General features: G+C 65.3%; 23 protein-coding genes. 10 read left to right on the top strand and 13 right to left on the bottom strand.

Annotated elements, in window-relative coordinates; translation table 11 throughout:
- The first annotated feature begins 10 nt into the window (after nucleotides 1–10).
- Entirely contained in the window at nucleotides 11–1,243 is a 1,233-nt protein-coding gene (locus P6U31_RS18680) for a hypothetical protein (protein WP_407183115.1), read from the top strand.
- 154 nt (nucleotides 1,244–1,397) lie between these two features.
- Here the strand turns inward: P6U31_RS18680 and P6U31_RS18675 are convergent, their stop codons facing one another.
- Together P6U31_RS18675 and P6U31_RS18670 are read right to left on the bottom strand one after the other, a co-directional pair.
- Nucleotides 1,398–1,802 (bottom strand): cupin domain-containing protein, encoded by a 405-nt coding sequence (locus tag P6U31_RS18675; RefSeq protein WP_407183114.1) that lies wholly within the window; start codon nucleotides 1,800–1,802, stop codon nucleotides 1,398–1,400.
- 24 nt (nucleotides 1,803–1,826) lie between these two features.
- On the bottom strand, nucleotides 1,827–2,525 hold the full coding sequence (locus P6U31_RS18670; RefSeq protein WP_128925718.1) for a ribonuclease activity regulator RraA: 699 nt from the start codon (nucleotides 2,523–2,525) through the stop codon (nucleotides 1,827–1,829).
- A gap of 249 nt (nucleotides 2,526–2,774) precedes the next feature.
- On the opposite strand from P6U31_RS18670, the gene pxpB reads away from it, so the two are divergent.
- The 3 genes from pxpB to P6U31_RS18655 are packed head-to-tail and all read left to right on the top strand — an operon-like array spanning nucleotide 2,775 to nucleotide 5,344.
- Nucleotides 2,775–3,506: a 5-oxoprolinase subunit PxpB gene (gene pxpB, locus P6U31_RS18665; RefSeq protein WP_407183113.1), complete on the top strand. Its 732-nt coding sequence runs from the start codon at nucleotides 2,775–2,777 to the stop codon at nucleotides 3,504–3,506.
- Nucleotides 3,503–4,540, top strand: coding sequence for a biotin-dependent carboxyltransferase family protein (locus tag P6U31_RS18660; protein WP_407183112.1), 1,038 nt, complete (start codon nucleotides 3,503–3,505; stop codon nucleotides 4,538–4,540). The genes pxpB and P6U31_RS18660 overlap by 4 nt, the downstream gene beginning before the upstream one ends.
- 33 nt (nucleotides 4,541–4,573) lie before the next feature.
- Entirely contained in the window at nucleotides 4,574–5,344 is a 771-nt protein-coding gene (locus P6U31_RS18655) for a LamB/YcsF family protein (RefSeq protein WP_407183111.1), read from the top strand.
- Between the two features lie 87 nt (nucleotides 5,345–5,431).
- Here P6U31_RS18655 and P6U31_RS18650 read toward each other — a convergent pair whose 3' ends face one another.
- From P6U31_RS18650 to P6U31_RS18630, 5 genes are all read right to left on the bottom strand, one after another.
- Nucleotides 5,432–5,584 carry a hypothetical protein gene (locus P6U31_RS18650; RefSeq protein WP_407183110.1) on the bottom strand — a complete coding sequence of 51 codons (153 nt, stop codon included), beginning with the start codon at nucleotides 5,582–5,584 and terminating at the stop codon, nucleotides 5,432–5,434.
- Nucleotides 5,585–5,787: 203 nt separating this feature from the next.
- Nucleotides 5,788–7,401 (bottom strand): sulfite reductase subunit alpha, encoded by a 1,614-nt coding sequence (locus P6U31_RS18645; protein WP_407183109.1) that lies wholly within the window; start codon nucleotides 7,399–7,401, stop codon nucleotides 5,788–5,790.
- Nucleotides 7,398–9,176, bottom strand: coding sequence for a NirA family protein (locus tag P6U31_RS18640; protein WP_407183108.1), 1,779 nt, complete (start codon nucleotides 9,174–9,176; stop codon nucleotides 7,398–7,400). Before P6U31_RS18640 ends, P6U31_RS18645 begins: the two co-directional genes overlap by 4 nt.
- Before the next feature lie 337 nt (nucleotides 9,177–9,513).
- A complete protein-coding gene (locus P6U31_RS18635; protein WP_407183107.1) occupies nucleotides 9,514–10,677 on the bottom strand; it encodes a CmpA/NrtA family ABC transporter substrate-binding protein in 1,164 nt (387 codons plus the stop codon).
- Complete coding sequence (locus P6U31_RS18630) at nucleotides 10,674–11,264, bottom strand: ANTAR domain-containing response regulator (protein ID WP_407183106.1); 591 nt, start codon at nucleotides 11,262–11,264, stop codon at nucleotides 10,674–10,676. Before P6U31_RS18630 ends, P6U31_RS18635 begins: the two co-directional genes overlap by 4 nt.
- A gap of 110 nt (nucleotides 11,265–11,374) precedes the next feature.
- Here P6U31_RS18630 and rimO point away from each other — a divergent pair, with 110 nt between their 5' ends.
- The gene (gene rimO, locus P6U31_RS18625) at nucleotides 11,375–12,700 is read left to right on the top strand and encodes a 30S ribosomal protein S12 methylthiotransferase RimO (RefSeq protein ID WP_407183105.1); all 1,326 of its coding nucleotides are present in this window, start codon (nucleotides 11,375–11,377) and stop codon (nucleotides 12,698–12,700) included.
- Between the two features lie 10 nt (nucleotides 12,701–12,710).
- Here the strand turns inward: rimO and P6U31_RS18620 are convergent, their stop codons facing one another.
- Entirely contained in the window at nucleotides 12,711–13,652 is a 942-nt protein-coding gene (locus P6U31_RS18620) for a hypothetical protein (protein ID WP_407183104.1), read from the bottom strand.
- Nucleotides 13,653–13,885: 233 nt separating this feature from the next.
- Between P6U31_RS18620 and P6U31_RS18615 the strand changes: the two genes are divergently transcribed.
- The gene (locus tag P6U31_RS18615; protein ID WP_407183103.1) at nucleotides 13,886–14,527 is read left to right on the top strand and encodes a hypothetical protein; all 642 of its coding nucleotides are present in this window, start codon (nucleotides 13,886–13,888) and stop codon (nucleotides 14,525–14,527) included.
- A 269-nt stretch (nucleotides 14,528–14,796) separates the two neighbouring features.
- Nucleotides 14,797–15,987: an acetylornithine transaminase gene (locus tag P6U31_RS18610; protein WP_407183102.1), complete on the top strand. Its 1,191-nt coding sequence runs from the start codon at nucleotides 14,797–14,799 to the stop codon at nucleotides 15,985–15,987.
- Between the two features lie 117 nt (nucleotides 15,988–16,104).
- On the opposite strand, the gene P6U31_RS18605 is transcribed toward P6U31_RS18610, so the two are convergent.
- From P6U31_RS18605 to pcsA, 3 genes are all read right to left on the bottom strand, one after another.
- Complete coding sequence (locus P6U31_RS18605) at nucleotides 16,105–17,079, bottom strand: quinone oxidoreductase family protein (protein WP_407183101.1); 975 nt, start codon at nucleotides 17,077–17,079, stop codon at nucleotides 16,105–16,107.
- A gap of 77 nt (nucleotides 17,080–17,156) precedes the next feature.
- Nucleotides 17,157–17,891 carry a TerC family protein gene (locus P6U31_RS18600; RefSeq protein WP_407183100.1) on the bottom strand — a complete coding sequence of 245 codons (735 nt, stop codon included), beginning with the start codon at nucleotides 17,889–17,891 and terminating at the stop codon, nucleotides 17,157–17,159.
- On the bottom strand, nucleotides 17,888–18,655 hold the full coding sequence (gene pcsA / locus P6U31_RS18595) for a phosphatidylcholine synthase (protein ID WP_407183099.1): 768 nt from the start codon (nucleotides 18,653–18,655) through the stop codon (nucleotides 17,888–17,890). The genes P6U31_RS18600 and pcsA overlap by 4 nt, the downstream gene beginning before the upstream one ends.
- An 86-nt stretch (nucleotides 18,656–18,741) precedes the next feature.
- Between pcsA and P6U31_RS18590 the strand changes: the two genes are divergently transcribed.
- Nucleotides 18,742–19,926 (top strand): UbiH/UbiF family hydroxylase, encoded by a 1,185-nt coding sequence (locus tag P6U31_RS18590; protein ID WP_407183098.1) that lies wholly within the window; start codon nucleotides 18,742–18,744, stop codon nucleotides 19,924–19,926.
- 73 nt (nucleotides 19,927–19,999) lie between these two features.
- Here the strand turns inward: P6U31_RS18590 and P6U31_RS18585 are convergent, their stop codons facing one another.
- Nucleotides 20,000–20,953 carry an AEC family transporter gene (locus P6U31_RS18585; protein WP_407183097.1) on the bottom strand — a complete coding sequence of 318 codons (954 nt, stop codon included), beginning with the start codon at nucleotides 20,951–20,953 and terminating at the stop codon, nucleotides 20,000–20,002.
- A gap of 106 nt (nucleotides 20,954–21,059) precedes the next feature.
- Here P6U31_RS18585 and hspQ point away from each other — a divergent pair, with 106 nt between their 5' ends.
- Nucleotides 21,060–21,392 (top strand): heat shock protein HspQ, encoded by a 333-nt coding sequence (gene hspQ / locus P6U31_RS18580; protein WP_018317973.1) that lies wholly within the window; start codon nucleotides 21,060–21,062, stop codon nucleotides 21,390–21,392.
- Nucleotides 21,393–21,507: 115 nt separating this feature from the next.
- Here the strand turns inward: hspQ and P6U31_RS18575 are convergent, their stop codons facing one another.
- Nucleotides 21,508–22,323 (bottom strand): invasion associated locus B family protein, encoded by an 816-nt coding sequence (locus P6U31_RS18575; protein ID WP_407183096.1) that lies wholly within the window; start codon nucleotides 22,321–22,323, stop codon nucleotides 21,508–21,510.
- Between the two features lie 260 nt (nucleotides 22,324–22,583).
- Here P6U31_RS18575 and P6U31_RS18570 point away from each other — a divergent pair, with 260 nt between their 5' ends.
- Nucleotides 22,584–24,440, top strand: coding sequence for an extracellular solute-binding protein (locus tag P6U31_RS18570; RefSeq protein ID WP_407183095.1), 1,857 nt, complete (start codon nucleotides 22,584–22,586; stop codon nucleotides 24,438–24,440).
- Nucleotides 24,441–24,443 lie beyond the last annotated feature (3 nt).

Raw genomic sequence — 24,443 nt, 5'->3', positions numbered from 1 at the left:
GGAGAACGTCATGACAGTCTGGGCTACACTGAAGAACGTCGTCGAGCACTGGGCGAGCCGCGAGCTGCGGCGCCCTTATGTCGGCTATGTCGCTTCGACCGGCGGCAATGCGGCGACGGCGGGCCAGGCCTTCGTGCCCGAAGCGAGCTATTTCGGCGTGCGCATGGTCGAGATGGGCTTGCGCGAGGGCGGCAAGTTCTTCAGCTCGTTCCTCCCGCTTGGCGTCGTGCTCACGGAGTTCAGCTTCGGCGACGGGCGGCAGCGCCGGCCCACGATCTTGAGCAACGACGAGATCGCCGCTCAGCTGAAAGGAGCCGGTGCCGCTCCGGGCTATGTCGACTTCAAGAATATCTACGCGGTCCGGCGCGCGCCGATGAAGCAGGACAATCTGTCTCTGTTCGTCGGGCTCTTTCGTCTTCCGTTCCACGACGTCGCCCAGCAGGTTCTCCAATTGGCCGCCGATCTCACCACGCAGACTGGGCTCGCGCCGGGTGTCTCCGACGGACTGCGTGTGGCTGAAAAGATCTACGACCGGGTCGCTGGCCTGTTCGGACTCAACATCGTCACGCCGCTGTTCTCCTATGCCGACGGCAATGCGCTTGGCCGCAGCGGCTATCTGCTGGTTGCGGGTTCCGACCTCGAGGAAACGGTGGCCAAGCGGCTGGTGGTGACCGACGACCGATTGCTGCTGGACGGCCAGCGGGTGTCGGGACTGGATTATTGCCTGCTGGCCATCGAGTTCACGGCCAGCCTGCTGCCCGACGGGCCGGACACGATCAATCCTCTCACGCAGCTCGGATTTCATCGACGCTGGCAGGATGTCGCAAGCAGCATCATGAAGCGGGAGTTGGAGCACGCGGATGAGCAGATGCTGACGCTGCGTGCCGAGGTGATTACCTCGCCCGAACTTGCCGAGAACGACCGTCTCGTGGCGATCGGCGCCTACCAGACCAGCTACGACAAGCTGGTGGAGCGCGTCACCCCAAGAAATGCTCACCGCGGCTGGGAGAAGGCCCTTCTGCCCGATCCCAACGACAAGACGATCATCAAGCCGGGCGTGACAGACGTCCTGAAAGGCATGCAAATCCGCCTGCTCATCAAGGATGCCCCGGAGGATCCCGACAAGCTGTTTGCGTCAGAGGCCTTCGCATTGCGAACGACGGTCGGCAAAGCTCCCCTCGTCGACACCGACTCCGCCGTCGCGCTGGCGCGCGTGATCGATCGCGCTGCGGCAACAAAGTGATGGCGCGAACGAGCAGGTTCACGCCTCGGCCTGGCTGTGAGACGGCACCGCCGGACCGCATGCTCAGATCGCATCGACAAGCGCCGCGGTGACGGCTTCGGCCGTCTCGGCGACGCATCGCCACCGGCGATGCGCCTTGTCCGGGCTACGCGAATTAGCCGAGCGGCGCGCCGTACTCCGCGTCCGTGACCGGCTCCAGCCAGGTCGAGTAGACGCCGTCGAGCGCTTCCTGCATGGCGATGTGGCACATGGCGTTGGTTGGCGATGCGCCGTGCCAGTGCACTTCACCCGGCGGAATCCAGACGGTGTCTCCGGGGCGGATTTCCTTGACCGGCCCACCCTTGGTCTGAACGCGGCCGACGCCCGAGATCACGTAGAGCGTCTGGCCGAGCGGATGGTGGTGCCAGTTGGTGCGCGCACCCGGCTCGAATGCGACGCGCGAGACGTTCAGCCTTGCAGGTGCCGGAGCCGTGTTGATGGGGTCCTGCAACACGGTGCCGGTGAAGTGTTCCTTCGGGGCGCGGCGGGTCGGCCGCGTGCCGGCGAGCGTGATGTCCATGCGATACCTCGTTTCCTTTGTCCGTTACTTCTTGCTGGCGGCATAGCGCGCCTTGGTTTCGGCGTTCATGGGATAGAGGCCCGGCAGCGCGGCGCCGTTGTTCACCTCGCCCACGATCCAGGCTTCCATGCGCTCCTGCTCGACGCCCTCGGCCAGCACGTGGTCGAGCATCGCCTGCGGGATCAAGACGCAGCCGTCCTGGTCGGCGACTACGATGTCGTTCGGGAACACCGCAACGCCGCCGCAGCCGATCGGTTCGCCCCAGCCGACGAAGGTCAGGCCCGCGACCGAGGGCGGCGCGGCATAGCCATCGCACCACACCGGAAGATTGGTGCCGAGCACGCCCTCGACGTCGCGGACGACGCCGTCGGTGACGAGCGCGGTGACGCCGCGCTTCACCATGCGGGCGCAGAGAATGTCGCCGAAGATGCCGGCATCGGTAATGCCCATGGCGTCGACCACGGCGATGCAGCCTTCCGGCATCGCCTCGATCGCGGTGCGGGTCGAGATCGGCGAGGACCAGGATTCCGGCGTCGCCAGATCCTCACGCGCCGGCACGAAGCGCAGCGTGAAGGCCGGTCCAACCAGGCGCGGCAGCCCGGGCCGCAACGGCCGCGCGCCGCGCATCCACACATTGCGCAGGCCCTTCTTCAGCAGGACCGTGGTGATGGTGGCGGTGGTGATGCCGGCGAGGGTCTTGCGGGCTTCGGGGGACAGCGACATGGACGAGAACGAGCTCCGGATAAGCGGGAAGGAACGCGCGCATCTTGCGAGCCGCAGCCTTTGCGTCAAGGGCAAAAGGCCAGCAATAACGCAGGTCCGCCGGGCTGTTATGCGATGCGATAACAAGGCTTTATCACGTCCCCTTGCATTAATTTATTGGACTTGCGGACGCATTTACGCGAAGCAGGGAGACAGCGGAACTCAAGGTCGAGCCCGCGCATTTCCCGAGAAGCCCGATTTCGACAGCTCATGGCCGCGACGCTTCCTCCGCCCCGCCTTCTGCCCAGTGGCGATAGCGCCGTCACGGTCGAGTTCAGCCGCACCATCGACGACGCCGCCAACCAGCGCGTGCTGGCGCTCGACAAGGCACTAGCCGCAAACCCGATCGACGGCATCACCGAGACCGTGCCGACTTATCGCTCGCTGCTGGTGCATTACGACCCCGGCACAATCGGCTTCGATGCACTCGGCGAAAAGCTGCTGCCGATCGCGATCCAGCCGCCGCCGCCGGTGACGAAGGCGCGCCGCTGGCGCATTCCCGTCGCCTATGGCGGCGAGCACGGCATCGACCTCCAGGATGTCGCCAAGGCGCTGAACACAACGCCGGACGACATCGTCGCCCGCCATGCCGGCGGCGACTACAAGGTGGCCATGATCGGGTTCACGCCGGGGTGGTCCTATCTCAGCGGTCTCGACAAATCCCTGCACATGTCGCGCCGGCAAAATCCGCGGCTGCTGACGCCTGCGGGCACGATCTCGATCGGCGGCATCCAGGCCGGGATCCAGTGCCTCGCCGCCCCCAGCGGCTGGCATCTGCTCGGCCGCACGCCGGTGCGGACCTATCAGCTCCACCGCAATCCGACCTTCCTGACCGAGCCCGGCGATCGCGTGACGTTTTTCGCCATCGACCACAAGACCTTCGAGGAGCTGGACCGCGCCGCCGAAGCCGGCGAGCTCGTCGCCGAGCAGGTGGCCGCATGAGCCGGCTCGTCGTCGCCAGCATCGGCCCGGCAAGCTCTGTCCAGGACGGCGGCCGCCACGGCGCGCAGCGCTATGGCCTGACGGTGAGCGGTGCGATGGACCGCCTGTCGCTGGCCGCGGCGAACACGCTGGTCGGCAACGCGCCGTTCGCAGCCGCCGTCGAGATCGGCCCGTTCGGAGCCGCCTTCACTGCCCGTGACGGTGCCGTGCGTGTGGCGATTTCAGGCGCGCCGCGCAACGCGGACGTCGCCGGACAACCGGTCGCCATGGACAGCTCGGTGACGCTGAAGGACGGCGAGACGCTGACGCTGGGCTTTGCCCGCGGCGGCGCCTTCACCTATCTCGCGATCGAGGGCGCCATCACCGGCGAGCTGGTGTTCGGCAGTCTCGCGGTGAATGCACGCGCAGGTCTCGGCAGCCCCTACCCGCGCCCGCTCCAGGCCGGAGACGAATTCACTGTCGACGCCGCAAGCGGCGCGAGCGAGATGCGCATCGAATTGCCGAAGCCCGTGAGCGGTCCCATTCGGGTCTTGCTGGGGCCGCAGGACGACGAGTTCGACGAGGCCAACAAGGCGCTGTTCCTGAACAGCGAGTGGAAGATTTCCGCGACCTCCGACCGCATGGGCTACCGGCTCGAAGGTCCCGCCATCAAGCATCTCTACGGCCACAACATCGTCTCCGACGGCACCGTCAATGGCAGCATCCAGGTGCCGGGCAACGGCGCGCCGATCGCACTGATGATGGACCGTGGCACGTCCGGCGGTTATCCGAAGATCGCAACCGTGATCACGGCCGACATCGGTCGCCTCGCCCAGACCTCGGCGGGAACGGCGTTTCGCTTCAAGGCGGTCAGCATGGCCGAGGCACAGGACGAGGCGAGGAAGTTCGCGCAAGCGATCCGCAGCCTGCCCGATCGCCTGCGGTCCTCTGACACCGTCGCACTGAACATCGAGGCCCTCAGCGATGCCAACGTTGCCGGCCATGCGGTGAACGCGGTCGATGCCGGCACCTGGCACGTCACCGCGGAGCCTTAAGGCAACAACTAGACCAGAGGCGGAGAGCACCCCATGAAGACGATCGATCTGAACTGCGACCTCGGCGAAGGTTTCGGCGCGTGGGAGATGGGCAACGATGCCGCGATGATCGAGCTGGCAAGCTCGGTCAACGTCGCCTGCGGCTTCCATGCTGGCGACCCCGACATCATGCGGCGAACCGTCGAGCTGGCGAAGGCGCGCGGCGTCTCGGTCGGCGCCCATCCCGGCTATCGTGACCTGCACGGCTTCGGCCGGCATCCGATCGCGGGGCTGAAGGCCTCCGAGATCGAGAACCTCGTCGCCTACCAGATCGGCGCGCTTCAGGCGATTGCGACGGCCGCCGGCCACAAGGTCACGCATGTGAAGGCGCATGGCGCGCTCTCCAACGTCGCCTGCGAGGACGACATGACGGCGAAGGCCATCGCCGCCGGCATCAAGGCGGTCGATCCCAGCCTGATCTTCGTCGTGCTCGCCAATTCCAAATTGGTGAAAGCAGGCGAAGAGGCCAACCTGCCGATGGTGCACGAGGTGTTCGCCGACCGCGCCTATGAGGACGACGGCAATCTCGTCTCGCGCAAGAAGCCCGGCGCGGTGCTGCACGATGCCAAGGCGATCGCCGACCGGGTGGTGCGCATGGTGCAGGACGGCGCAGTGGTCTCGGTGACCGGCAAGGTCATCAAGATGCGCACGGACACGGTGTGCATCCATGGCGATACGCACGGCGCCGTCGAGATCGCACGGACCTTGCGTCAGGCGTTGAAGGAAGCAGGGATCGAGGTCGCGCCGTTCAAGCGGGGGGCGTGAGGCCGTCTGTCATTCCGGAATGATGCGAAGCATCAGACCCGGAATCTCGAGGTTCCGGGTTCGGCTTCGCCGCCCCGGAACGACAACTTAGAAGGGATGCACCGACAGCGTGCCGAACACGATCGCCGCGATGACCGCAAACGCGCTGTACAGCGCGAAGTGATGCATGCTCGCCCGGGGCTGCCGCGAGAGCGAACGCGCGTAGAAGTGCAGTCTGGCTTCCGCCGATAGTTCGCGCATGGTCGATCTCCAACGCCCCATTTGCGGGATTATGAGGGATCAACCAGGGCGGGAGGCAAGATGGTGGAGCAAATAGCGATGGGGGTTCTCTTTCGAGCCCCGATCGCAGGTTCAAATTCTTCGCAAGGGCGGGTTCCGAGAATCTTATTCGTTCAAATCCGAGCCAGTTGGAACCGGCTCGGATGACAGTGGAGTGACAATCGTCAATAGACGTCCGCCTGGAAGCGGCCGGTCTTCTTGAGTTCGGCGACAAAGCTGACGGCCTCGTCCGTCGAACGGGCGCCGAACTGCGCAACGATATCGACCAGCGCGCGCTCGACGTCCTTGGCCATGCGCTTAGCATCGCCGCAGATGTAGAAATGTGCGCCCTCGGCGAGCCAGGTCCATAATTCGCGACCGACCTCGCGCATGCGGTCCTGCACGTAAAACTTCTTCTCGCCGTCACGCGACCAGGCCAGCGACAGCCGCGTCAATTGGCCTGAGGTCTTCATCGCATTGAGTTCGTCCTGGTAGAAGAAATCGCAATCGCTGCGCTGGTGGCCGAAGAACAGCCAGTTCTTGCCGGGCGCGCCGGTGGCCTTGCGATCGAGCAGGAAGGCGCGGAACGGCGCGATGCCAGTACCGGGGCCGACCATGATGATCGGCGTCTTCGGATCCTGCGGCAGGCCGAAATTGTGCGCCTTCTGCACGTAGACCTTGAGCTTCTCGCCCTCGTTGATGCGCTCGCCGAGGAAGGTCGAGGCGACGCCGAGCCGCTTGCGCTTGCCGATCACGTAGCGCACGGAATCAACGGTCAGCGACAATTTCCCCGGCGTCGCATTGTGCGAGGACGAGATCGAATAGAGCCGCGGCTGCAGCGGCTCCAGCGCCTCCACGAACGCTTCCGGATGCGGCCGCGTGCCCGAAAACTTCTGCAGCGCCGCCATCACGTCGAGGGTGGCGCCATCGCCATCGGGATCCTCGCCCTGCGCCAGCGCCCGCGCCTTCTCGCGCTGCGCGCCGCCGGTGATGAAGGAGATCAGCTCGAACAGCGAATCCGGCGCCGGCGACAGCGAGACATCGTCGATCAGCACCTCGCGCAGCGTCTTGCCGCTGACCTCAGTGGTGTGGGAGGCGCCGAGCAGCGCGATGATCTGGTCGACGAGGCCGACATCGTTACGCGCGAACACGCCGAAGGAGTCACCGACCACGTAGTCGAGCTTGCTCTCGGAGAGATCGAACTCGACGTGATAGGTCTCCTTCTCCGACTTCCCCTTGTTGAGGAGGCGGCGCGACAGGAAGGTCGCCAAGGCGGGATTGTCGCGCGAGCGGCCCGGCTCTGCGATCGTCACCGTCACGGCGGGCGCGGCCACCGCATCCGCCTTGTCGGGCGCTTTGGCGGCCGGCGCCTTGTCCAGCTCCTCATAGAGCGACTTCAGCATCCGCGCGGTTTCCTTGCCACCGGGGACGCAGAGGTTGAGCCGCGCTTCGCTGCGGCTGGCGATCGCCTCCGAATAGTCGTGGCAATTGTAGCCGCACTGGCCGCAATCCTGCTGCGCCATCGCAGCCATCATCTTGCGGCGGACGGGGCGCCCCTCGGCGAGCTTCATCCGCTCGGCGATCGGCATGGTCTGGTCATGCCAGGGGGCTTCGCCGTCGTCACCGTCGCCGGCGGCGCCTTGCATGACGGCGGCGCCCTGCTCCGCCGACAGCGGCGCGGCGACGTCGGGCGACAGCAGCCCGGCAAAGAAGCCGTTCAGCCAGGAGCGCTGCGCATCGGAGAACGGTGCGCTGGCGGGAATGATGTCGAGCCTGGGCGGAGGGGTGATCTGGTTCATGAGGACACCTCGGCATCTGCAAGCTTGCGCAGCGTTTCACCGTCGTGGCGGCGCGCAAAGGAGAGGAAGGTTTCGTCGTGCGACGACCGATGGGCGATGTAGGCCTTCAGCAGTTTTTCGACCGTCTTCGGCGCGTCCTCGGCCCTGAGGTCGTGATAGACCTCCTGCCCGACATCCGCGTCGGGACCGAACCCACCCCCGGTGAAGAGGTGATAGCCCTCGACCGTGTCCTCCTCGCCCACAGGCACGCGGGCCCCGATCAGGCCGATGTCGCTGATGTAGTGTTGCGCGCAGGAATGGTGACAGCCGGTGACGTGGATGTTGACCGGCTTGTCCACCGCAACGCGCGGCTCGCACCAGTCGCCGATCTCGGCGGCGTGGCGCTTGGTATTGGCGGCCGCGAAGCGGCAGCCGGCATTGCCGGTGCAGGCGATCAGGCCTGCGCGGATGTGCGAGGCCTCGACCGCGAGCCCGATCTGCTTGATCGCGGCAATGGCGAGTTCGACATTCTCGTCGCGCACGCCCGAGATCAGCAGGTTCTGCCAGACCGTGAGGCGGATCTCGCCGTCGCCGAGGTCACGCGAAACCTTGGCAAGGCCCCGCATCTGATCCGAGCCGAGCTTGCCGAGCGTCAGCGCTACGCCGATCCAGTTGAGGCCGTCCTGCTTCTGCTTGTGCACGCCGACATGGGCCATGCGGTCCGCCGCGGGCCGCGGGGAAAACGCCTCCTCCGGCACGCGCGTGAACGGCGCCTTCAGCCGTTCCTCGACCAGCTTAAGGAAGCCGTCATGGCCCATGGCGTCGAGCACGTATTTCAGCCGCGCCTTGTTGCGGTTGGTGCGGTCGCCATGGTCGATGAACACCCGCACGATGGCGTCGGCAACGGCGGTCGCCTGCTCCGGCTTGATGATGATGCCGGAGTATTTTGCAAAATCCTTGTGGCCGGTGATGCCGCCGAGGCCGAGGCGGAACCAGACCCCGGGCTCGACCCCGAACCCGTCCTTCACCTCATAGGCGGTGAAGGCGATGTCGTTGGTCTCTTCCAGCACCGCGACCTTCCCCGCGCCGTCGAAGGCGACGTTGAACTTGCGCGGCAGGCCGTAGAGCGAGCGGTCGTTGAGGATGTGGTAGTGCCACTCGCGCGCGTAGGGCCGCGTGTCGATGATTTCCTGCGGATCGATGCCGGCCGTCGGCGTCCCCGTGACGTTGCGGATGTTGTCGGCGCCGGAGCCGCGCGAGCACAGGCCGAGCTCCTGGATGCCCTCGAGCAGCTTCACCGCATGCTTCGGCGGGATCTCGCGCAGCTGCAGATTGGCGCGCGTCGTGACGTGGCTGTAGGGGCCGCAGAGCTCGTCGGCGAGATCGGCAAGACCGGACAGCTGCCAGTGCTTCATGATGCCGTTCGGGATGCGCAGGCGGCACATGTAGGAATCCTGCGTCGGTGCGACGTAGAAGATGCCGTAATAGCGCCAGCGGAAATTGTCCGCAGGGCTTGGCGGGGTGTTGTCGCGCGCCTGCTGGCGCAGTCGCGGATAGGCATCGAAGGGATGCTCGTCGCGCTTGAACTTCTCCTGGTCGGCGAGCTTCTTGCCCGACGCGATCACCTTGTCCTGCGCCTTGATGTGCACGGCATCGGGACCAACAGGCTCGGCATTGGCCTTGCCGCCGCCGCCAAGGCCGCGACCGACGCGGCTGATTTGCAGGCCGGTCGTGAAGCCTTCGAGATAGCGCTTCTGCTCGTCGGTAAAGTCGACTGAGACCGTATCGATTTTCATTGTCGGTAACGAAGCTCCTGCGGCCACGAATGGGTGGCATCGACGGAATTGGTGCGACCCGCGAGGAACTTGGCTGGCTCACGAGCCGGCCTCATTACCCAACGGTCCGATCAGCTTCGTTGCTGCGGGACTTGGCTCAGCAGTCACCTGTGACAAGCTGGCCGCAGTGCAACATTCAAGTTGCGTGCCAGCTTTCACTAAAGAGGAATTGCAGGGATTTCAGATAATTAAGGACCTGCCCGGAACATCCCGGACGACCCGCGGCTCACGAAATTCGAGCAGGACGCTCAAATTTTAGCCGACGAACGCGTTTGCTCAAAAATGATGCAAGGCCGAATCAGGCCTTCCAGCGCCCGACCTCGAAGGCCTCGAGATGCCCCCGGATGTTGTCGGGATCGAACACCGGGCCGGCGAAGGCCCCGAACGCTGCAGGAGCTTGCTCGGGCGCCCTGTTGCCGAGCGCCGCGTCGTAAAGATCGGGCCTGAACACCGCGATCGCCGTCTTGACGCCATCCGGGGTGAGCGCCGTCTGCCCCCAGCGCACCATCTGCGCATAGAGCCAGGCGGCCTGGACCGGATCGGGCCGCCCTGCCCCTTCGCGTCCGACCAGCAGGTAGCGGCCGCTTTCGCGGAAGGTGCCATCGGGCGAGATCTTCAGGCGCCCCGTCAGGGTGCGCTGGATGACCTCGGCGTGGACGCCGATCCGTTCCGGCTGCGCCAGGATTTGCGCCGCCTCGGTCCGGTTCTCGGGATGCTCGATGAACTCGGCGGCCTTCACGGCTGCCCGCACCAGGGCTGCGACCACATCAGGGTTCTTGTCGGCCCAGGTCTGGCGGACCGCCAGCACCTTCTCCGCCGCACGGACCAGGATGTCGGAGACGAAGTGCAGGATGTGACCGATGCCGAGATCGACCGCGAGCGAGTTCCAGGGCGCGCCGACGCAGAACGCATCGACATGGCCGTTCTTGAGGCTGTCGACCATATAAGGCGGCGGCAGCACCACGAGGCGCACGTCCTCGTCGGGATCGACGCCGGCCGCCGCCATCCAGAACCGCAATTGGTAATTGTGGGTCGAGAACGGGAACGTCATGCCGAAGGTCAGCGGCTCGGCCCCTGCCTTGCGCCTGATGGCAACGACCTTCGCCAGCGCTTTCGCCGTCGCCATCGGATCGAAGCGGTCGCCGTCGATCGCCTCCATCAGCGCGGCGTGAAGCGCCGGCGAGACCGTGATGGCATTGCCGTTGATGCCGAGATTGAAGGGCGCGGCGATCGGCACCTTGACGTGACCGAGCCCGAGCGAGGACGCGATCGCCACCGGCGCAAGCAGATGCGCGGCGTCGAACAGGCCGATATTGAGCTTGTCGCGAACGTTGGACCAGGAGACCTCGCGCACGAGCTCGACATCGAGCCCTTCGGCGGCGGTAAATCCCTTGTCGACGGCGACGATCAGCGCGGCGGCATCGACCAGCGGAATGAACCCGATGCGAAGGGTGGCGGTCATTTCAGCATCTCCGACGCGGTGATGATCGACTGCGCGATCTCGCCGATTTTCTTCTTCTCGCGCATCGCGGTAGAGCGCAGCAGCACATAGGCCTCGTCCTCGGTCAGGCCCTTGACCTTCATCAGGATGCCCTTGGCCCGCTCGATGACCTTGCGGTCCTCGAGCTGCGACTTGGTCCGCTCGAGTTCCTCCTGGAGCTTGGCGAAGGCGTTGAAGCGGGACACGCAGAGGTCGAGGATCGGCTTGATGCGCTCCTTCTTCAGGCCGTCGACGATATAGGCTGACACCCCCGCCTCGACCGAGGCCTGGATCGAAGCGGAATCGCTCTGGTCCACGAACATCGCAATCGGCCGCTTCACGGCGCGGCTGACCTGGAACATCGCCTCGAGCACGTCGCGGCTGGGGTTCTCCAGGTCGATCAGGATGATGTCGGGGTCCACCGCATAAATACGGGCAAGCAGGCTCTGCATCTCGCGGATATGGACGACCTGCGTGAACCCGGCCTCGCGCAATCCCTCCTCCAGGATCGCGGCCCGGATCGGGCTTTCGTCGACGATCACGATTTTGGGCGACTGTTCGGCGCTCATGGCTCACTCACGGCAGGTGATTCATCCATAGCACGGCCGAACGCCCTGCAAAGGGTTGTAATTATGGGCAATTGGGACTAGCTCAGGCCGGTCAATCAGGCAGTTCAGATATGGATCAGACGGCTGCGCCCAAGGTCAGCTTCGTGTCGCTCGGGTGTCCCAAGGCATTGGTGGATTCCGAGCGCATCATCACGCGCCTGCGCGCCGAGGGCTACGAGCTCGCCCGCAAGCATGACGGGGCGGACATCGTCATCGTCAACACCTGCGGCTTCCTCGACAGCGCCAAGCAGGAATCGCTGTCAGCGATCGGCGAGGCCATGGCCGAGAACGGCAAGGTGATCGTGACCGGTTGCATGGGCGCGGAGCCCGAACAGATCGAGCAGGCCTATCCCGGCGTGCTCTCCATCACCGGCCCGCAGCAATATGAGAGCGTGCTCGACGCCGTGCATCGCGCGCTGCCGCCGGCGCACAATCCGCATCTCGACCTGGTGCCGCCGCAGGGCATCAAGCTGACGCCGCGGCACTACGCCTATTTGAAGATCTCCGAGGGCTGCAACAACCGCTGCACCTTCTGCATCATTCCGAAGCTGCGCGGCGACCTGGTCTCGCGCCCGGCCAATGACGTGCTGCGCGAGGCCGAGCGCCTGGTCGGCGCCGGCGTCAAGGAGCTCCTGGTGATCTCGCAGGACACCTCGGCCTATGGCGTCGATCTCAAATATGCCGAGAGCCCGTGGAAGGATCGCCAGGTCCGCGCCAAATTCCTCGACCTCGCGCGCGAGCTCGGCGAGTTGGGAGCCTGGGTCCGGCTGCAATATGTCTACCCCTACCCGCATGTCGACGAGGTCATCGCGCTGATGAACGAGGGCAAGGTGCTGCCCTATCTCGACATCCCGTTCCAGCATGCGAGCCCCGAGGTGCTGAAGGCGATGAAGCGTCCCGCCGCGCAGGACAAGACGCTGGCGCGGATCAAGCGCTGGCGCGAGGACTGCCCCGACCTCGCCTTGCGCTCGACCTTCATCGTCGGCTTCCCCGGCGAGACCGATGCCGATTTCGCCTATCTGCTCGACTGGCTAGACGAGGCGGAGATCGACCGCGTCGGCTGCTTCAAATACGAGCCGGTCGCCGGCGCCACCTCGAACGCGATCGCAAATCCCGTCCCCGAAGAGATCAAGCAGGAGCGCTACAACGCGCTGATGGCCCGCCAGCAGAAGATCTCCACGCGTCGCCTGAAGCGCAAGGTCGGCACGCGCCAGCAGATCATCATCGACGAGATCGGTCCGACCGTCGCCAAGGGCCGCTCCAAGGCCGATGCGCCGGAGATCGACGGCGCAGTGTATCTGTCGAGCCGCCGCCCCTTGCGCGTCGGCGAGATCGTCACGGCCAAGATCGAGCGCGCCGATGCGTACGACCTGCACGGCAGCGTCGCGGGGTTCTGACGCACTCCCATCACGCCAGCCATTTCGGCACCCAGCGCTCCGGACGAGGGGCGCGGGCGAGATCGGCCTGTGCCTCGGATAATTTCGCCGGCTCGCCGTCGATGGTCGGGCGCACATCGTATTCGAAGTTCGGCATGACCCGGCCGTCGGCATAGAGGCCGAATTTCATCGCATACCAAAGCCCGAGCCCGGGCTGCGCACGCCGCATTTCCTCGCGGAGATCGCGCAACAGGGATTCGATCGAAGCAGCTTCCTCGAAAGGTTGCGGCCCGCGCGAGAGCACGCGCGCCTCGTACTGCTTGCCGACGATCGCGACTTCGAAGCGCGTCTTGTCCCAGGGATTTCTGCCCTTGGGCAGATGTGCGGCCAGCCGCCAGCCGAGCTCGGCCATCAGGCGGTGATGGGCCCAATAGTACTCGCGATCCCGGCTCCATTTCTCCACGAAGCCGCGGAAGTCGGGCAGATCCGCCGCGCCATCGTCACACGCCGCCTTGTCGCCGACCGGTTGTCCGGCGAGCCATTGCGCCAGCTCCACTGTCTGAGGCTCGACGTCCTCATGCGGCTTCAGATCGCTCCAGGCCCGGTCGAATTGCTGCGATGTCAGCCTCGTCAGCAGCGCGTCGAGAGACGGCGCCAGCAGCTCGTAATCGCCCTCCGATCCCAGTCCGACGATCGGCGGGTCGTCGCGATCGAGACCCGCGCCATACCAGCCGCCGACGGCCGAGCCGTCAGGCAGCCGCATGAACAGCGAGAACCTGTCGCGCAAGGGACTGCCGTCGACGATTGGCGCTGAATCGGAGAACTGGCCTTGCAGCGAGAAGCAGCCGACGCTGCCCCAGGGTCGCCCCTTCAGCCAGCCGGCGAAGTCGACCAACAGCGATGGCGCCTCAATACCCGGCGGAAACGCACCGCGAATGCTGTCGAGGTCAATTGGGTAAGGCGTGTCGGACAAGGCTGAAAACTGGTCTGATGGGTCCCGTCTTGCTTGGTCTGAACCGTCGTGAAGCCGGTTCGAACCAAATCGCGTCCCATGATCACAAACGCGCCAGTGCCCCAAGGGTTGCTGCAGGGCGTGCCACGGCGAGACGGCCAGCGCACCGCAATATGACACTATAATGCATTCACGCAGGGGTCACGGACTCGGCCTAACTCTGCCCGCGTTTTCAACGCGAGCGAGGAACGAGGATGAGCCACCTCTCGGACATGCTGCGCACGCAGCGCTTCGACGATTACCGCTTCTACCACCAGAGCACCGTCAACCAGACGCTGCACCTGATCAGTGCCGTGATCTTCCTCGGCTGCTACGCCCTGCTGTTCAAGGACTCCGCCCTCGCCGGCATCATTGGCTGGCTCGCGATGCTGACGCGGCAGACCGGGCATTTCTTCTTCGAGCCGAACGGCTATGATTCCGTCAACGACGTCAGCAACGAGCACAAGGAAGCGGTCAAGGTCGGCTACAATCAGACCCGCAAGATCATCCTGCTGCTGGTCTGGGGCAGCGCGCCGCTTGCGCTGTACGCCTTTCCGACGCTGTTCGGGTTGTTCGATGCGCCGGCTGACCGCCTCGATTTCATCCGGCATGTCGGCACGCTCTGGCTCGCCATCGGCATCGGCGGCGGACTTGCGCGCATGCTGCAGCTGTTCGCGACGCGCGATGTCACGACGGGCCTCGTCTGGGTGTTCAAGGTGCTGACCGACCCCTTCCACAACATCGCGCTGTACTGGAATTCGCCGCTCAAGCTGCTGCGCGGTGAGCTGATCGACACGGCGATTGCGGACGCGGATTGGGGCTGTGAAGAGGCCGAGGAAGCCGCGCACCCGACCTGACCGATGCACGCTCGGCGAGCATCCTGCAAAAGCCTTCTTGACAAGCCCTGCTATTCGGCTGTACGGACGCGCCCCATGATCAACGCCCGGACCAACCAGCGCACCGACATGCTCCGCCGTCGCTCCCGCGACGACGAGAGGGTGCGCCATGTCCGAGGACGCCGCTGAACCACTGAATTCAGCTGAAGTTTTCGAGAAGGCCGCACCCGCAAGGTGCGGCCTTTCTGCTTTTTGCGCCCGTTTTCCACCCGCCTCCAGAGGAGTACGACATGACCACGCATCCGTATGACGCGCTGATGGACATCACTGCACGGCCGAAGGCCGTGTTCGTCCGTGGCGCCGGCTCCTACCTCTGGGACGACAGCCGCAAGCGCTATCTCGACTTCGTGCAGGGCTGGGCCGTGAACTGCCTCGGCCACTCCCCGCCCGCGATCGCCGATGCTCTCGCAGCTCAAGCCAAGCGGCTCTTGACGCCGAGTCCGGCCTTCTACAACGAGCCGAGCCTGAAGCTGGCGCAGGCGCTGGTCGAGCACAGCGCGTTCGACCAGGTGTTCTTTGCCAATTCGGGCGCGGAAGCCAATGAGGGCGCGATCAAGCTCGCGCGGAAATATGGCAGCCTGCACAAGGGCGGCGCATTCGAGATCATCAGCTTCGAAGGCGGCTTCCACGGCCGGACGCTGGCGACCATGTCGGCCTCGGGCAAGAAGGCATTCGAGCCGCTGTTCGAGCCGAAGGTCGCGGGCTTCAAGAAGGCCAAGCTCAACGACATCGCCTCGGTCGAGAAGCTGATCAACGCCAACACCGTCGCCGTGATGCTCGAGCCGATCCAGGGTGAATCCGGCGTGTGGCCTGCGACCGATCAGTTCCTGCAGGAGCTGCGCGCGCTGACCGATGCGCACGGCCTCCTGCTCATTTTCGACGAGATCCAGACCGGCATGGGCCGGACCGGAAAGCTGTTCCATCATGAGCATACGGGGATTGCGCCGGACATCATGACGCTCGGCAAGGGCATCGGCGGCGGCGTGCCGCTCGCGGCCCTGCTCGCAACGGAACGCGCATCATGCTTCGAGCACGGCGACCAGGGCGGCACGTTCAACGGCAACCCGATCATGTGCGCGGCGGGGCTTGCGGTGCTCGAACAGGTCAGCGGGCCCGACTTCCTGAAACAGGTCACCGAGACCGGCCTCCTGCTCGAAAGCGAGTTGCAGAAGGTCTCCGCCCGGCATGGGCTCGGCGGCGTGCGGGGGCGCGGCCTGCTGCTCGCGCTCGACCTCAAGCTGCCGATGGCGCCGGGCATCGTCGCGCAGGCGTTCGAGGCGGGCGTGCTGCTCAACGCCCCACAGGTCGACACCTTGCGCTTCATGCCGGCACTGAATGTCACGAAAGCAGAGATCGCCGAGATGATCGCATGTCTCGACGCGATCCTGACCAAGGCCGGCGCGGCACGACGGGTGGCGTAGGTCCATCCTTGTCATTCCCGGGCGGTCCGCAGGACCGAACCATGGTGCGCAATTGCGCACCTGAGAATCTCGAGGTTCCGGGTTCGATGCTTCGCATCGCCCCGGAACGACGGCGGGCTACGGCTTCAAGATCGAGGCGCCGGTGGTCTTGCGGCTTTCGAGATCGATATGGGCCTTCGCGGCGTCCTTGAGCGCGTAGGCATGGTTGATGGGCACGTGCAGCTTGCCGTTGATGACGGCGGCGAACAGCGTGTCGGCGCCTTCCAGCAGCTCCTTGCGCGTGCCGATGTAGTCGTTGAGCTTCGGTCGGGTCGCGAACAGCGAGCCGTGACTGTTGAGCTCGGCGATCGAGAACGGCGGCACCGGACCCGAGGCGTTGCCGAACGAGACGAACATGCCGCGCGGCTTCAGGCAGGACAGCGACCCCGGGAAGGTCGCCTTACCGACGCCGTCATAGACGACGTCGCAGCCTTCATTGCGACTGATCTGCTTGACGCGCGCGACGAAGTCCTCCTCGTTGTAGAGGATGACGTGGTCGCAGCCATTGGCCTCGGCGAGCTCGGCCTTCTCGCGCGAGCCGACCGTGCCGATGACGTGCGCGCCGAGCGCCCTCGCCCATTGGCAGGCGAGCAGGCCGATGCCGCCGGCGGCGGCATGGATCAGCACGCGGTGATGCGGCTCGACCTTGAAGGTCTTGTGCAGGAGATACCAGACGGTCAGCCCCTTCAGCATCAGCACGGCACCCTGCTCGTGGGTGATGTGGTCGGGCAGCTTGACCAGCTTCTCCCAGGGGATGGTGCGCTCGCCGGTATAGGCGCCGAGATTGTGATAGTAGGCGACGCGGTCGCCGGGATGGAAATTCGTCACGCCGGGCCCGACCGCAGTGACCTCGCCCGAGGCCTCGTTGCCGGCGATGAAGGGCAGCCCCGGTGCCTTGTAGAGACCGGTGCGATAGTAGACGTCGATGAAGTTCAGGCCGACCGCATGCTGACGAATGCGCACCTCGCCGGGACCGGGTGCCGGCACGTCGACACTCTCATAGACCAGGGCCTCGGGGCCTCCGACCTTGTGCACACGGACCGCTTTGGTCATCACCTGACCTCCTCTTCTCCCGGGCTTGAGCGAAAGACATCGCGCCCGCCTTGTCAACTCGACGCTGGCCGCAGCCGCTAAGCGGCGGGCTTGCCGGTTTTCCTGCGGTTGCGCTTTGCCAGCACGTTGAAGAATTCGACCGCCGCGGAGAACGCAATTGCGAAATAGATATAGCCGCGCGGAATGTGGAATTGGAATCCGTTCGCGACCAGCGCGACGCCGATCAGAACCAGGAAGGCCAGCGCCAGCATTTTCGTCGTCGGGTGCTCCGCGACGAAGCGCGCCACCGGCCCTGCCGAAATGTACATGATCAGGCAGGCGATCACGACCGCCGCGATCATGATCTCGATGTCCTGCGCCATGCCGATCGCGGTGATGATCGAATCTAGCGAGAACACGATGTCGATGATCACGATCTGGACGATCACCCAGAAGAAGGCGCTGCCGCCGGATTTGCTCTCGCCCTCACCGTCGTCGGCTTCGACCTCGCCGTGAATCTCGTGCGTCGCCTTGGCGATCAGGAACAGGCCGCCGCCGATCAGGATGAGGTCGCGCCAGGAGAAGTCGTAGTCGTTGAAAGCGAACAGCGGCGCGGTCAGCCCGATCAGCCAGACCAGCAGGCTGAGCAGGATGATGCGGAACATCAGCGCCAGCGCAAGGCCGATCTGGCGGGCGCGATGCGCCTGCTGCTCCGGGATGCGCGAGACGATCACCGACAGGAAGATGACGTTGTCGATGCCGAGCACGATCTCGAGCGACGTCAAGGTAAGCAGCGCCGCCCAGGCTTCGGGGCTGGTCAGCAGCTGCATCATGCGAACGATCTTGCCAGGCGGATCAAGGCGTCGCTGAAGCTGATCCAGAGCGCGATGGCGCACAGCACGATGGTGACGGAAGTGCCGACGTGGAAGTCCATCTCCAGCACGTAGAGGCCGAGCACCGCCCAGATCGCGATCAGCGACAGCGTCAGCCAGCGCAGCCGCACGACGCGGACCGGATGCAGCACGTGGAACGGCACGAAGGTCAGCACGACCAGCGCGGCCACCAGCAGCGTCGACCACAGCGGGGGCCAATGCAGCAGGAACAGATAGAACGCCGCCGCATTCCACAGCGCCGGGAAGCCGCGGAAATGATTGTCGTCCGCCTTCATGCGCAGATCGGCGAAATATAATGCGCTGGTGACGATGATGGCGACGCCGAGCAAGGGAGCTGCGACGGGCAGCAACAGCCCGCTGGCCACGATCGCATAGGCCGGCACGAAGACATAAGTGACGAAGTCGACCACGAGATCGAGCACGTCCCCCGACCAGTTCGGCTGCACGTTCTTGACGTCGAGCCGGCGCGCGATCGGTCCGTCGATCGCGTCGATGATCAGGGCGACGCCCAGCCATTGAAACATCGCCGCCCAGTGCTCGCGCACGGCTTCCATCATCGCCAGCAGCGCGATCGCCGCGCCGAACGCGGTGAAGATGTGCACCGAGAAGGCCGCGGCGCGGATCGCGGGCGTGGGCTTCAGGGAATCCTCTTGGCTATCCATGGCTTCTGCTATCAGAACGAGGCCGATTTGCACATCCGCCATGGCGTCGCCCGACCGCACAATTCGTCGAAAAATCGGGCAAAATCAGTGGACTTGAATTTGCCGCGGAGCGTGTCATTTGTCGTTCCATGACAGACGCATCGACACTCCATGACACCGCCGTGATCGGCGGCGGACCGGCGGGCCTTGCCGCGGCGATCGCGCTGGCGCAGGCGGGGGCCCGGACCGCACTCGTGGCGCGCCGTCTTCCTTATGCCGACAATCGCACCACCGCATTGCTCGGCGCCTCCGTCGACCTCCTGGAGACGCTCGACGTCTGGTCGCACTGCAAGGACAAGGCGGCCGCGCTCGAGGTCATGCGCCTCGTCGACGACACCGGCCGGCTGTTCCGCGCACCGGAAGTCCGGTTCTCCTGTCACGAAATCGCGCTCGACGCCTTCGGCTACAATATCGACAATCGCTCGCTGATGCTGGCGTTGGAAGAGCGTGCGGCCGAGCTGCCCAATCTCGTCCGTTTCGACGACGAGGCCGAAAGCGTCATCGTCGGAGCCGACGACGTCGCGATCCGCACGACCACCGCACAGTTTCTCTCGGCCCGCCTCGTGGTCGGCGCCGACGGCCGGCATTCGCTGTGCCGTGAGGCCGCCGGCATCGAGGTGACGCGGCGCGAGCTGAACCAGACGGCGCTGACCTTCAACGTCGGGCACGCGCGGCCGCATCGCAACGTCTCGACCGAGTTCCACACCCCGCACGGGCCTTGCGTGTTCGTGCCCCTGTGCGGTGACCGTTCCAGTGTCGTCTGGGTCTCGGCACCGGCGGAAGCCGAGCGGCTGCGGAGCCTTGACGACGCGGAGCTGTCGGCGGCGGTCGAGAAGCAGTCACATTCGATCCTGGGACGCATGACGGTGGAGCCCGGGCGCAACTTGTTCCCGCTCGCGATCGAACGTCCAAAATCCTTCGGCCGCGACCGCATCGCGCTCGTCGGCGAAGCGGCTCACGTGGTTCCGCCGATCGGCGCTCAGGGCCTCAATCTTGGCCTGCGCGATGCCGCCGACATTGCGCGGCTTGCCGGCGAAGCCGTCGCCACGGGCCAGGATCCCGGCGCGGACGAGGTGCTCAAGCGCTACGATCGTGCCCGGCGCCCGGACATCCTCAGCCGGACCTTTGCCATCGACATCGCCAACCGCTCCCTCCTCAATGATTTCCTGCCGCTGCAGCCGGTCCGCGCCGTCGGCATGCACCTGCTCGGCGCCATCGGCCCGCTTCGCCGCTTTGCGATGCGCGAGGGCCTGACGCCGACCTGGCGACGGTAGCCGCGAACTGGCTGTCGGCCGGAGCGTTCGAACACCTCTCCCCGTCGGGGAGAGGTGGACATCCCGTCAGCACTCACGGAAACGCCAGCCGTCCCGTCTGGATCGCCCACATCACGCTGGTCAGCGTGACCACCGACGCGAAGGTCCCGAGCAGCACTGCGACGGACGCGGATTCGATCCAGGCATCGTTCTGCCGGGCGATCACGAACACGTTCAGCGCCGGGGGCAGCGAGGCCATCAACACCGCGGTGGCGGCCCAGGGCTGCGCGAACGGCCCGAACGCCAGCATCAGGCCGAATGCAGCGAGCGGGTGGAACAGCAGCTTGACCGTGATCACGCCCGGCACCTCCCATGGGACCCGGTCGAACGGGCGCAGCGCCACGGTCACGCCGAGCACGAACAGCGCGGTCGGGGCCGCGGCGTTCTGCAGGAAGGTGATGGTGCGGTCGAGTGCGACGGGCATTTCGATATGGAGCGCGGCGACCGCCGCACCAAAGCAGGCCGACATGATCAGCGGATTGAGCACGATCTGCTTCAGCACGACGCCGAAGGCGTGCACGATCGAGGGATGATCGCGGTCGGACAGCTCGATCAGCAGCGGCACGATGGTGAACAGGAAGATGCTGTCGCAGCAGAAGATCAGCGCGGTCGGCGCCGCAGCCTTGGTGCCGAGCACGGCGAGCGCCAGCCCGGGCCCCATGTAGCCGATATTGCCGTAGCCACCCGAGAGGCCGGCGAGCGTCGCCTCGCGCAGTGTCAGCCGGCCGAAAACCTTGGCCACCACCAGTGCCAGGGTGAATGCGGCGACGGTGGACAGCGTGGTCGCGACCAGGAACGGCGGGTTGTTCAGTTCCGAGAACGGCGTCTTGGACATGATCGCGAACAGCAGCGCCGGCAGCGACACGTAGAGCAGGAAGAAGTTCATCCAGGCGAGGCCCGATTCCGGCAACGATTTGACCTTGCCACACGCGAAGCCGACGAAGATCAAGCCGAAATAAGGTAGTGCCAAGTTGAGGATATCGACCATTGATGAAGTGTTTTCTGAAGATTTTGGGGCTATCCGCCCAGCAGCCGCAGGTTAATTCCAGATCAGGGCACTAGCATCGGCCACAATCCTGGTCTATCGACGAGGGATGATTAAAGCGCGGACCGCCAAATTCCAGATCGGACAGGTCGTGCGCCACCGGATCTTCTCGTTCCGGGGCGTGATCTTCGACATCGATCCGGAATTCAACAACACCGAGGAGTGGTGGCTGTCGATCCCCGAGGAGGTGCGGCCCCACAAGGATCAGCCGTTCTACCACCTGCTCGCGGAGAACGCGGAGTCCGAGTACGTCGCCTACGTGTCCGAGCAGAACCTGTTGCCCGACGAGTCCGGCGAGCCGATCCGGCATTCCCAGGTCGCCGAGATCTTCATCAAGAACAAGGATGGCGGCTACCGCCCGCGCAATCCCTCGCTGAACTAGAACGCGGGCGAACGCTTCGTTCATCTCTCCCTTCGGGTGTCGATCTCTCGAAGTGCGGCCAGCAAAAAAGGCGCTCGAGATGAGCGCCTTTTCCATGTCCGGGATCGGGTCCCGATTACTTCTGACCTGCCGGCGGTGCCCCGGGAGCAGCACCCTGCTGCTCGAGCTTCTTGCGCTGCTCTTCGGCTTTCTTCTGAAGCTCTTCCTGCAGCTTCTTCTGGGTTTCCTCGAACACCTTCGGATCGGTCGGCGGTCCGTCATAGGCCTTCTGGAACTCGCCGGCGAGCGGCAGCGGCAGGGTCAGCGGTGCGCCGTTGGCGTTGATCGCCTGGACGACGAGGTTCTGGCCCTTCTTCATGTTGTTGATGAGCTCGGGCGTCGCCTCGTAGTCGGACATGCAGCCGTTCTGGAAGCAGATCACATACGGGCTCTGCAGCGGCGCGTTGCTGTCGACGATGATGCGGGTGCCGTGCACGAGCTGCATGCCGAGCGGCAGCGTCACGCGCAGGATCTTCTTGGGCTCGCCTTCCGGCTCGATGATGACGGCCGCGATGACCGGCTGGCCCGATTCGATGCGGCCGTCCTTGCCGGTGAAGCAGACCTGCTTGGCGTTGGCGTCCTGGCCCTTCAGGCAGAACTTGGTCCAGGGGGCGTAGATCAGCTGGATCTGCTGATCAGCCGGCTGAGCCGCACCCTGCTGTGCCGGAGCGCCCTGGGCGGGAGCTTGCTGGGCCGGCTGCGCCTGGGCCGGCGCCTTGGGGGCGGCCTTCGGAGCCGCCGCTTTCGGGGCCGGGGCGGCCTTGGGCGCGCCGGGGGCTGGCGCCGGGTTCTGGGCCTCGGCAGCAAACGGAACGGCCAACGCCGTCGCCGTCAACAAGGCGAGAAGTCGCCCGCGCGGCCGGACGGACGCGGCCAAGTAACGGAAATTCATTGCGGAAAACCCTTTCTGAACGGGAAGCGCCCGAACCGCTCCGAAGCGCCGAACCTGGCCGCGTTGGGCGCGGTTCTCTCCCCGTCGATTGAGGCGGATAAGTGACGGGCTCGACGCTCTTGCGCGATCGGGTGCCTTCTTAACGTGGCCGACGAAAAGATCAATGCCGACAAGCGCCTTTGACCACATCCGCAGCTGCGCCCGGTGAAATTCCCTGTGATAGGATTCATGCGCGCCGATCCTCGAATCAACGTGTCCTGATGTTCATGTTCCCACGCCTTTTCGAGGGCCTCGGTATCCGCCTTTGCGTCCTGGCCTCGGCCATTGTCTCGGTCCTTGCTGGCGGACTGCCATCAGGCGCCGCGTGGGCCGAGGAGGCCCATGCCATTGCCATGCACGGCAAGCCGGCGATGCCGGCCGATTTCGCCCACATGCCCTACGTCAATCCGGATGCTCCCAAGGGCGGCCGCCTGACCTGGGGTGTTCTCGGGACCTTCGACAGCCTCAATCCCTTCATCGTCAAGGGACTGGCCGTGCAGCAGATGCGGAGCTACGTGGTCGAGAGCCTGCTCGCGCGCGGCAATGACGAGCCGTTCACGCTCTATGGCCTGCTCGCCAGAAGCGTCGAGACCGACGACGAGCGAAGCTTCGTCACCTTCCGCCTCGATCCGCGCGCCCGTTTCTCCGACGGCAAGCCGGTAACGGCCGAAGACGTGCTGTTTTCCTGGCAATTGCTGCGCGACCACGGCCGGCCGAACCACCGGCAATACTACGCCAAGGTCGCCAAGGCTGAGGCGCCCGATCCCCTCACCGTCCGCTTCGATCTCGCAGGCGCCAACGATCGTGAGCTGCCGCTGATTCTCGGCCTGATGCCGATCCTGCCCAAGCACGCCATCGACGTCGCGACCTTCGAGGAAACGACGCTGACGAGCCCGATCGGCTCCGGCCCCTATCGCGTCACGGCGGTCAAGCCCGGCGCCAGCGTCACGCTGACCCGCAATCCCGATTATTGGGGCCGCGACCTGCCCATCAACCGCGGGCTCTACAATTTCGACGAGATCCGGCTCGACTATTTTCGCGAGGCCAACGGCCAGTTCGAAGCCTTCAAGCGCGGGCTCTACGATTTCCGCATCGAGCACGAGCCGCTGCGATGGCACGACGGCTACGATTTTCCGGCTGCAAGGAGCGGCGAGGTGATCCGCGACACTGTCAGGCCCGGAGTGCCGCAGCCGTCCGAATTCCTGGTCTTCAACACGCGCCGCCCGATCTTCGCCGACATCCGCGTGCGCCGGGCGCTGACGCTGCTGTTCGATTTCGAGCTGGTCAATCGCAACTACTTCTTCGGGCTCTATTCGCGGGCCGCCGGCTATTTCGCCGGCTCGGACCTGTCGGCCTATGGCCGGCCCGCGGACGCGCGCGAGCGTGAGCTGCTGACGCCGTTCGCGGCGCGTATTCCGGCCGACATCATGGATGGCAGCTACCGCCTGCCGGTCACCGACGGCTCGGGCCACGACCGCACCACGCTGCGCGCGGCGCTGAAATTGTTGTCGGAGGCCGGCTACGAGCTCAACGGCAACGTGCTGCGCAACCGCGCGACCAAGGCGCCGTTCACCTTCGAGATCATGGTCACGACCCGCGACCAGGAGCGGATCGCCCTCGCGTTCCAGCGCGACCTCAAGCGCGCCGGCATCGAGCCGAGCGTGCGGTCGGTCGATCCCGTGCAGTTCGACCAGCGCCGGCTTGCCTTCGAGTTCGACATGATCCAGAACCGCTGGGACGAGTCGCTGTCGCCCGGCAACGAGCAATATTTCTACTGGGGCAGCGCTGCCGCGGACAATCCGGGCACCCGCAACTACATGGGCGCCAAGGATCCGGCGATCGATGCCATGATCGCCGCGCTGCTCGAGGCCCGTGAACATACGGATTTCGTCTCGTCGGTGCGGGCGCTCGACCGCGCCTTGATGGCAGGCTTCTATACAATCCCGCTGTTTAACGTATCCGAGCAATGGATCGCGCGCTGGAATCGGATAGAACGGCCCAAGGACACCTCGCTCTCGGGCTATTTGCCGGAGACCTGGTGGTCGAAGGGTGAGCCTCCAGCGACGCAAGCGAAGTAACGC

Source organism: Bradyrhizobium centrosematis, assembly GCF_045571495.1.
GTDB lineage: Bacteria > Pseudomonadota > Alphaproteobacteria > Rhizobiales > Xanthobacteraceae > Bradyrhizobium > Bradyrhizobium centrosematis.
This window is presented reverse-complemented; position numbering and strand designations above follow the sequence as displayed.

Excerpts from the sequence above, each read along its gene's own strand:
- P6U31_RS18680 (WP_407183115.1), top strand. The coding sequence starts at position 11 with ATGACAGTCTGGGCTACACTGAAGAACGTCGTCGAGCACTGGGCGAGC.
- P6U31_RS18675 (WP_407183114.1), bottom strand. The coding sequence starts at position 1,802 with ATGGACATCACGCTCGCCGGCACGCGGCCGACCCGCCGCGCCCCGAAG.
- P6U31_RS18670 (WP_128925718.1), bottom strand. The coding sequence starts at position 2,525 with ATGTCGCTGTCCCCCGAAGCCCGCAAGACCCTCGCCGGCATCACCACC.
- pxpB (WP_407183113.1), top strand. The coding sequence starts at position 2,775 with ATGGCCGCGACGCTTCCTCCGCCCCGCCTTCTGCCCAGTGGCGATAGC.
- P6U31_RS18660 (WP_407183112.1), top strand. The coding sequence starts at position 3,503 with ATGAGCCGGCTCGTCGTCGCCAGCATCGGCCCGGCAAGCTCTGTCCAG.
- P6U31_RS18655 (WP_407183111.1), top strand. The coding sequence starts at position 4,574 with ATGAAGACGATCGATCTGAACTGCGACCTCGGCGAAGGTTTCGGCGCG.
- P6U31_RS18650 (WP_407183110.1), bottom strand. The coding sequence starts at position 5,584 with ATGCGCGAACTATCGGCGGAAGCCAGACTGCACTTCTACGCGCGTTCG.
- P6U31_RS18645 (WP_407183109.1), bottom strand. The coding sequence starts at position 7,401 with ATGAACCAGATCACCCCTCCGCCCAGGCTCGACATCATTCCCGCCAGC.
- P6U31_RS18640 (WP_407183108.1), bottom strand. The coding sequence starts at position 9,176 with ATGAAAATCGATACGGTCTCAGTCGACTTTACCGACGAGCAGAAGCGC.
- P6U31_RS18635 (WP_407183107.1), bottom strand. The coding sequence starts at position 10,677 with ATGACCGCCACCCTTCGCATCGGGTTCATTCCGCTGGTCGATGCCGCC.
- P6U31_RS18630 (WP_407183106.1), bottom strand. The coding sequence starts at position 11,264 with ATGAGCGCCGAACAGTCGCCCAAAATCGTGATCGTCGACGAAAGCCCG.
- rimO (WP_407183105.1), top strand. The coding sequence starts at position 11,375 with ATGGATCAGACGGCTGCGCCCAAGGTCAGCTTCGTGTCGCTCGGGTGT.
- P6U31_RS18615 (WP_407183103.1), top strand. The coding sequence starts at position 13,886 with ATGAGCCACCTCTCGGACATGCTGCGCACGCAGCGCTTCGACGATTAC.
- P6U31_RS18610 (WP_407183102.1), top strand. The coding sequence starts at position 14,797 with ATGACCACGCATCCGTATGACGCGCTGATGGACATCACTGCACGGCCG.
- P6U31_RS18605 (WP_407183101.1), bottom strand. The coding sequence starts at position 17,079 with ATGACCAAAGCGGTCCGTGTGCACAAGGTCGGAGGCCCCGAGGCCCTG.
- P6U31_RS18600 (WP_407183100.1), bottom strand. The coding sequence starts at position 17,891 with ATGATGCAGCTGCTGACCAGCCCCGAAGCCTGGGCGGCGCTGCTTACC.
- pcsA (WP_407183099.1), bottom strand. The coding sequence starts at position 18,655 with ATGGCGGATGTGCAAATCGGCCTCGTTCTGATAGCAGAAGCCATGGAT.
- P6U31_RS18590 (WP_407183098.1), top strand. The coding sequence starts at position 18,742 with ATGACAGACGCATCGACACTCCATGACACCGCCGTGATCGGCGGCGGA.
- P6U31_RS18585 (WP_407183097.1), bottom strand. The coding sequence starts at position 20,953 with ATGGTCGATATCCTCAACTTGGCACTACCTTATTTCGGCTTGATCTTC.
- hspQ (WP_018317973.1), top strand. The coding sequence starts at position 21,060 with ATGATTAAAGCGCGGACCGCCAAATTCCAGATCGGACAGGTCGTGCGC.
- P6U31_RS18575 (WP_407183096.1), bottom strand. The coding sequence starts at position 22,323 with ATGAATTTCCGTTACTTGGCCGCGTCCGTCCGGCCGCGCGGGCGACTT.
- P6U31_RS18570 (WP_407183095.1), top strand. The coding sequence starts at position 22,584 with ATGTTCATGTTCCCACGCCTTTTCGAGGGCCTCGGTATCCGCCTTTGC.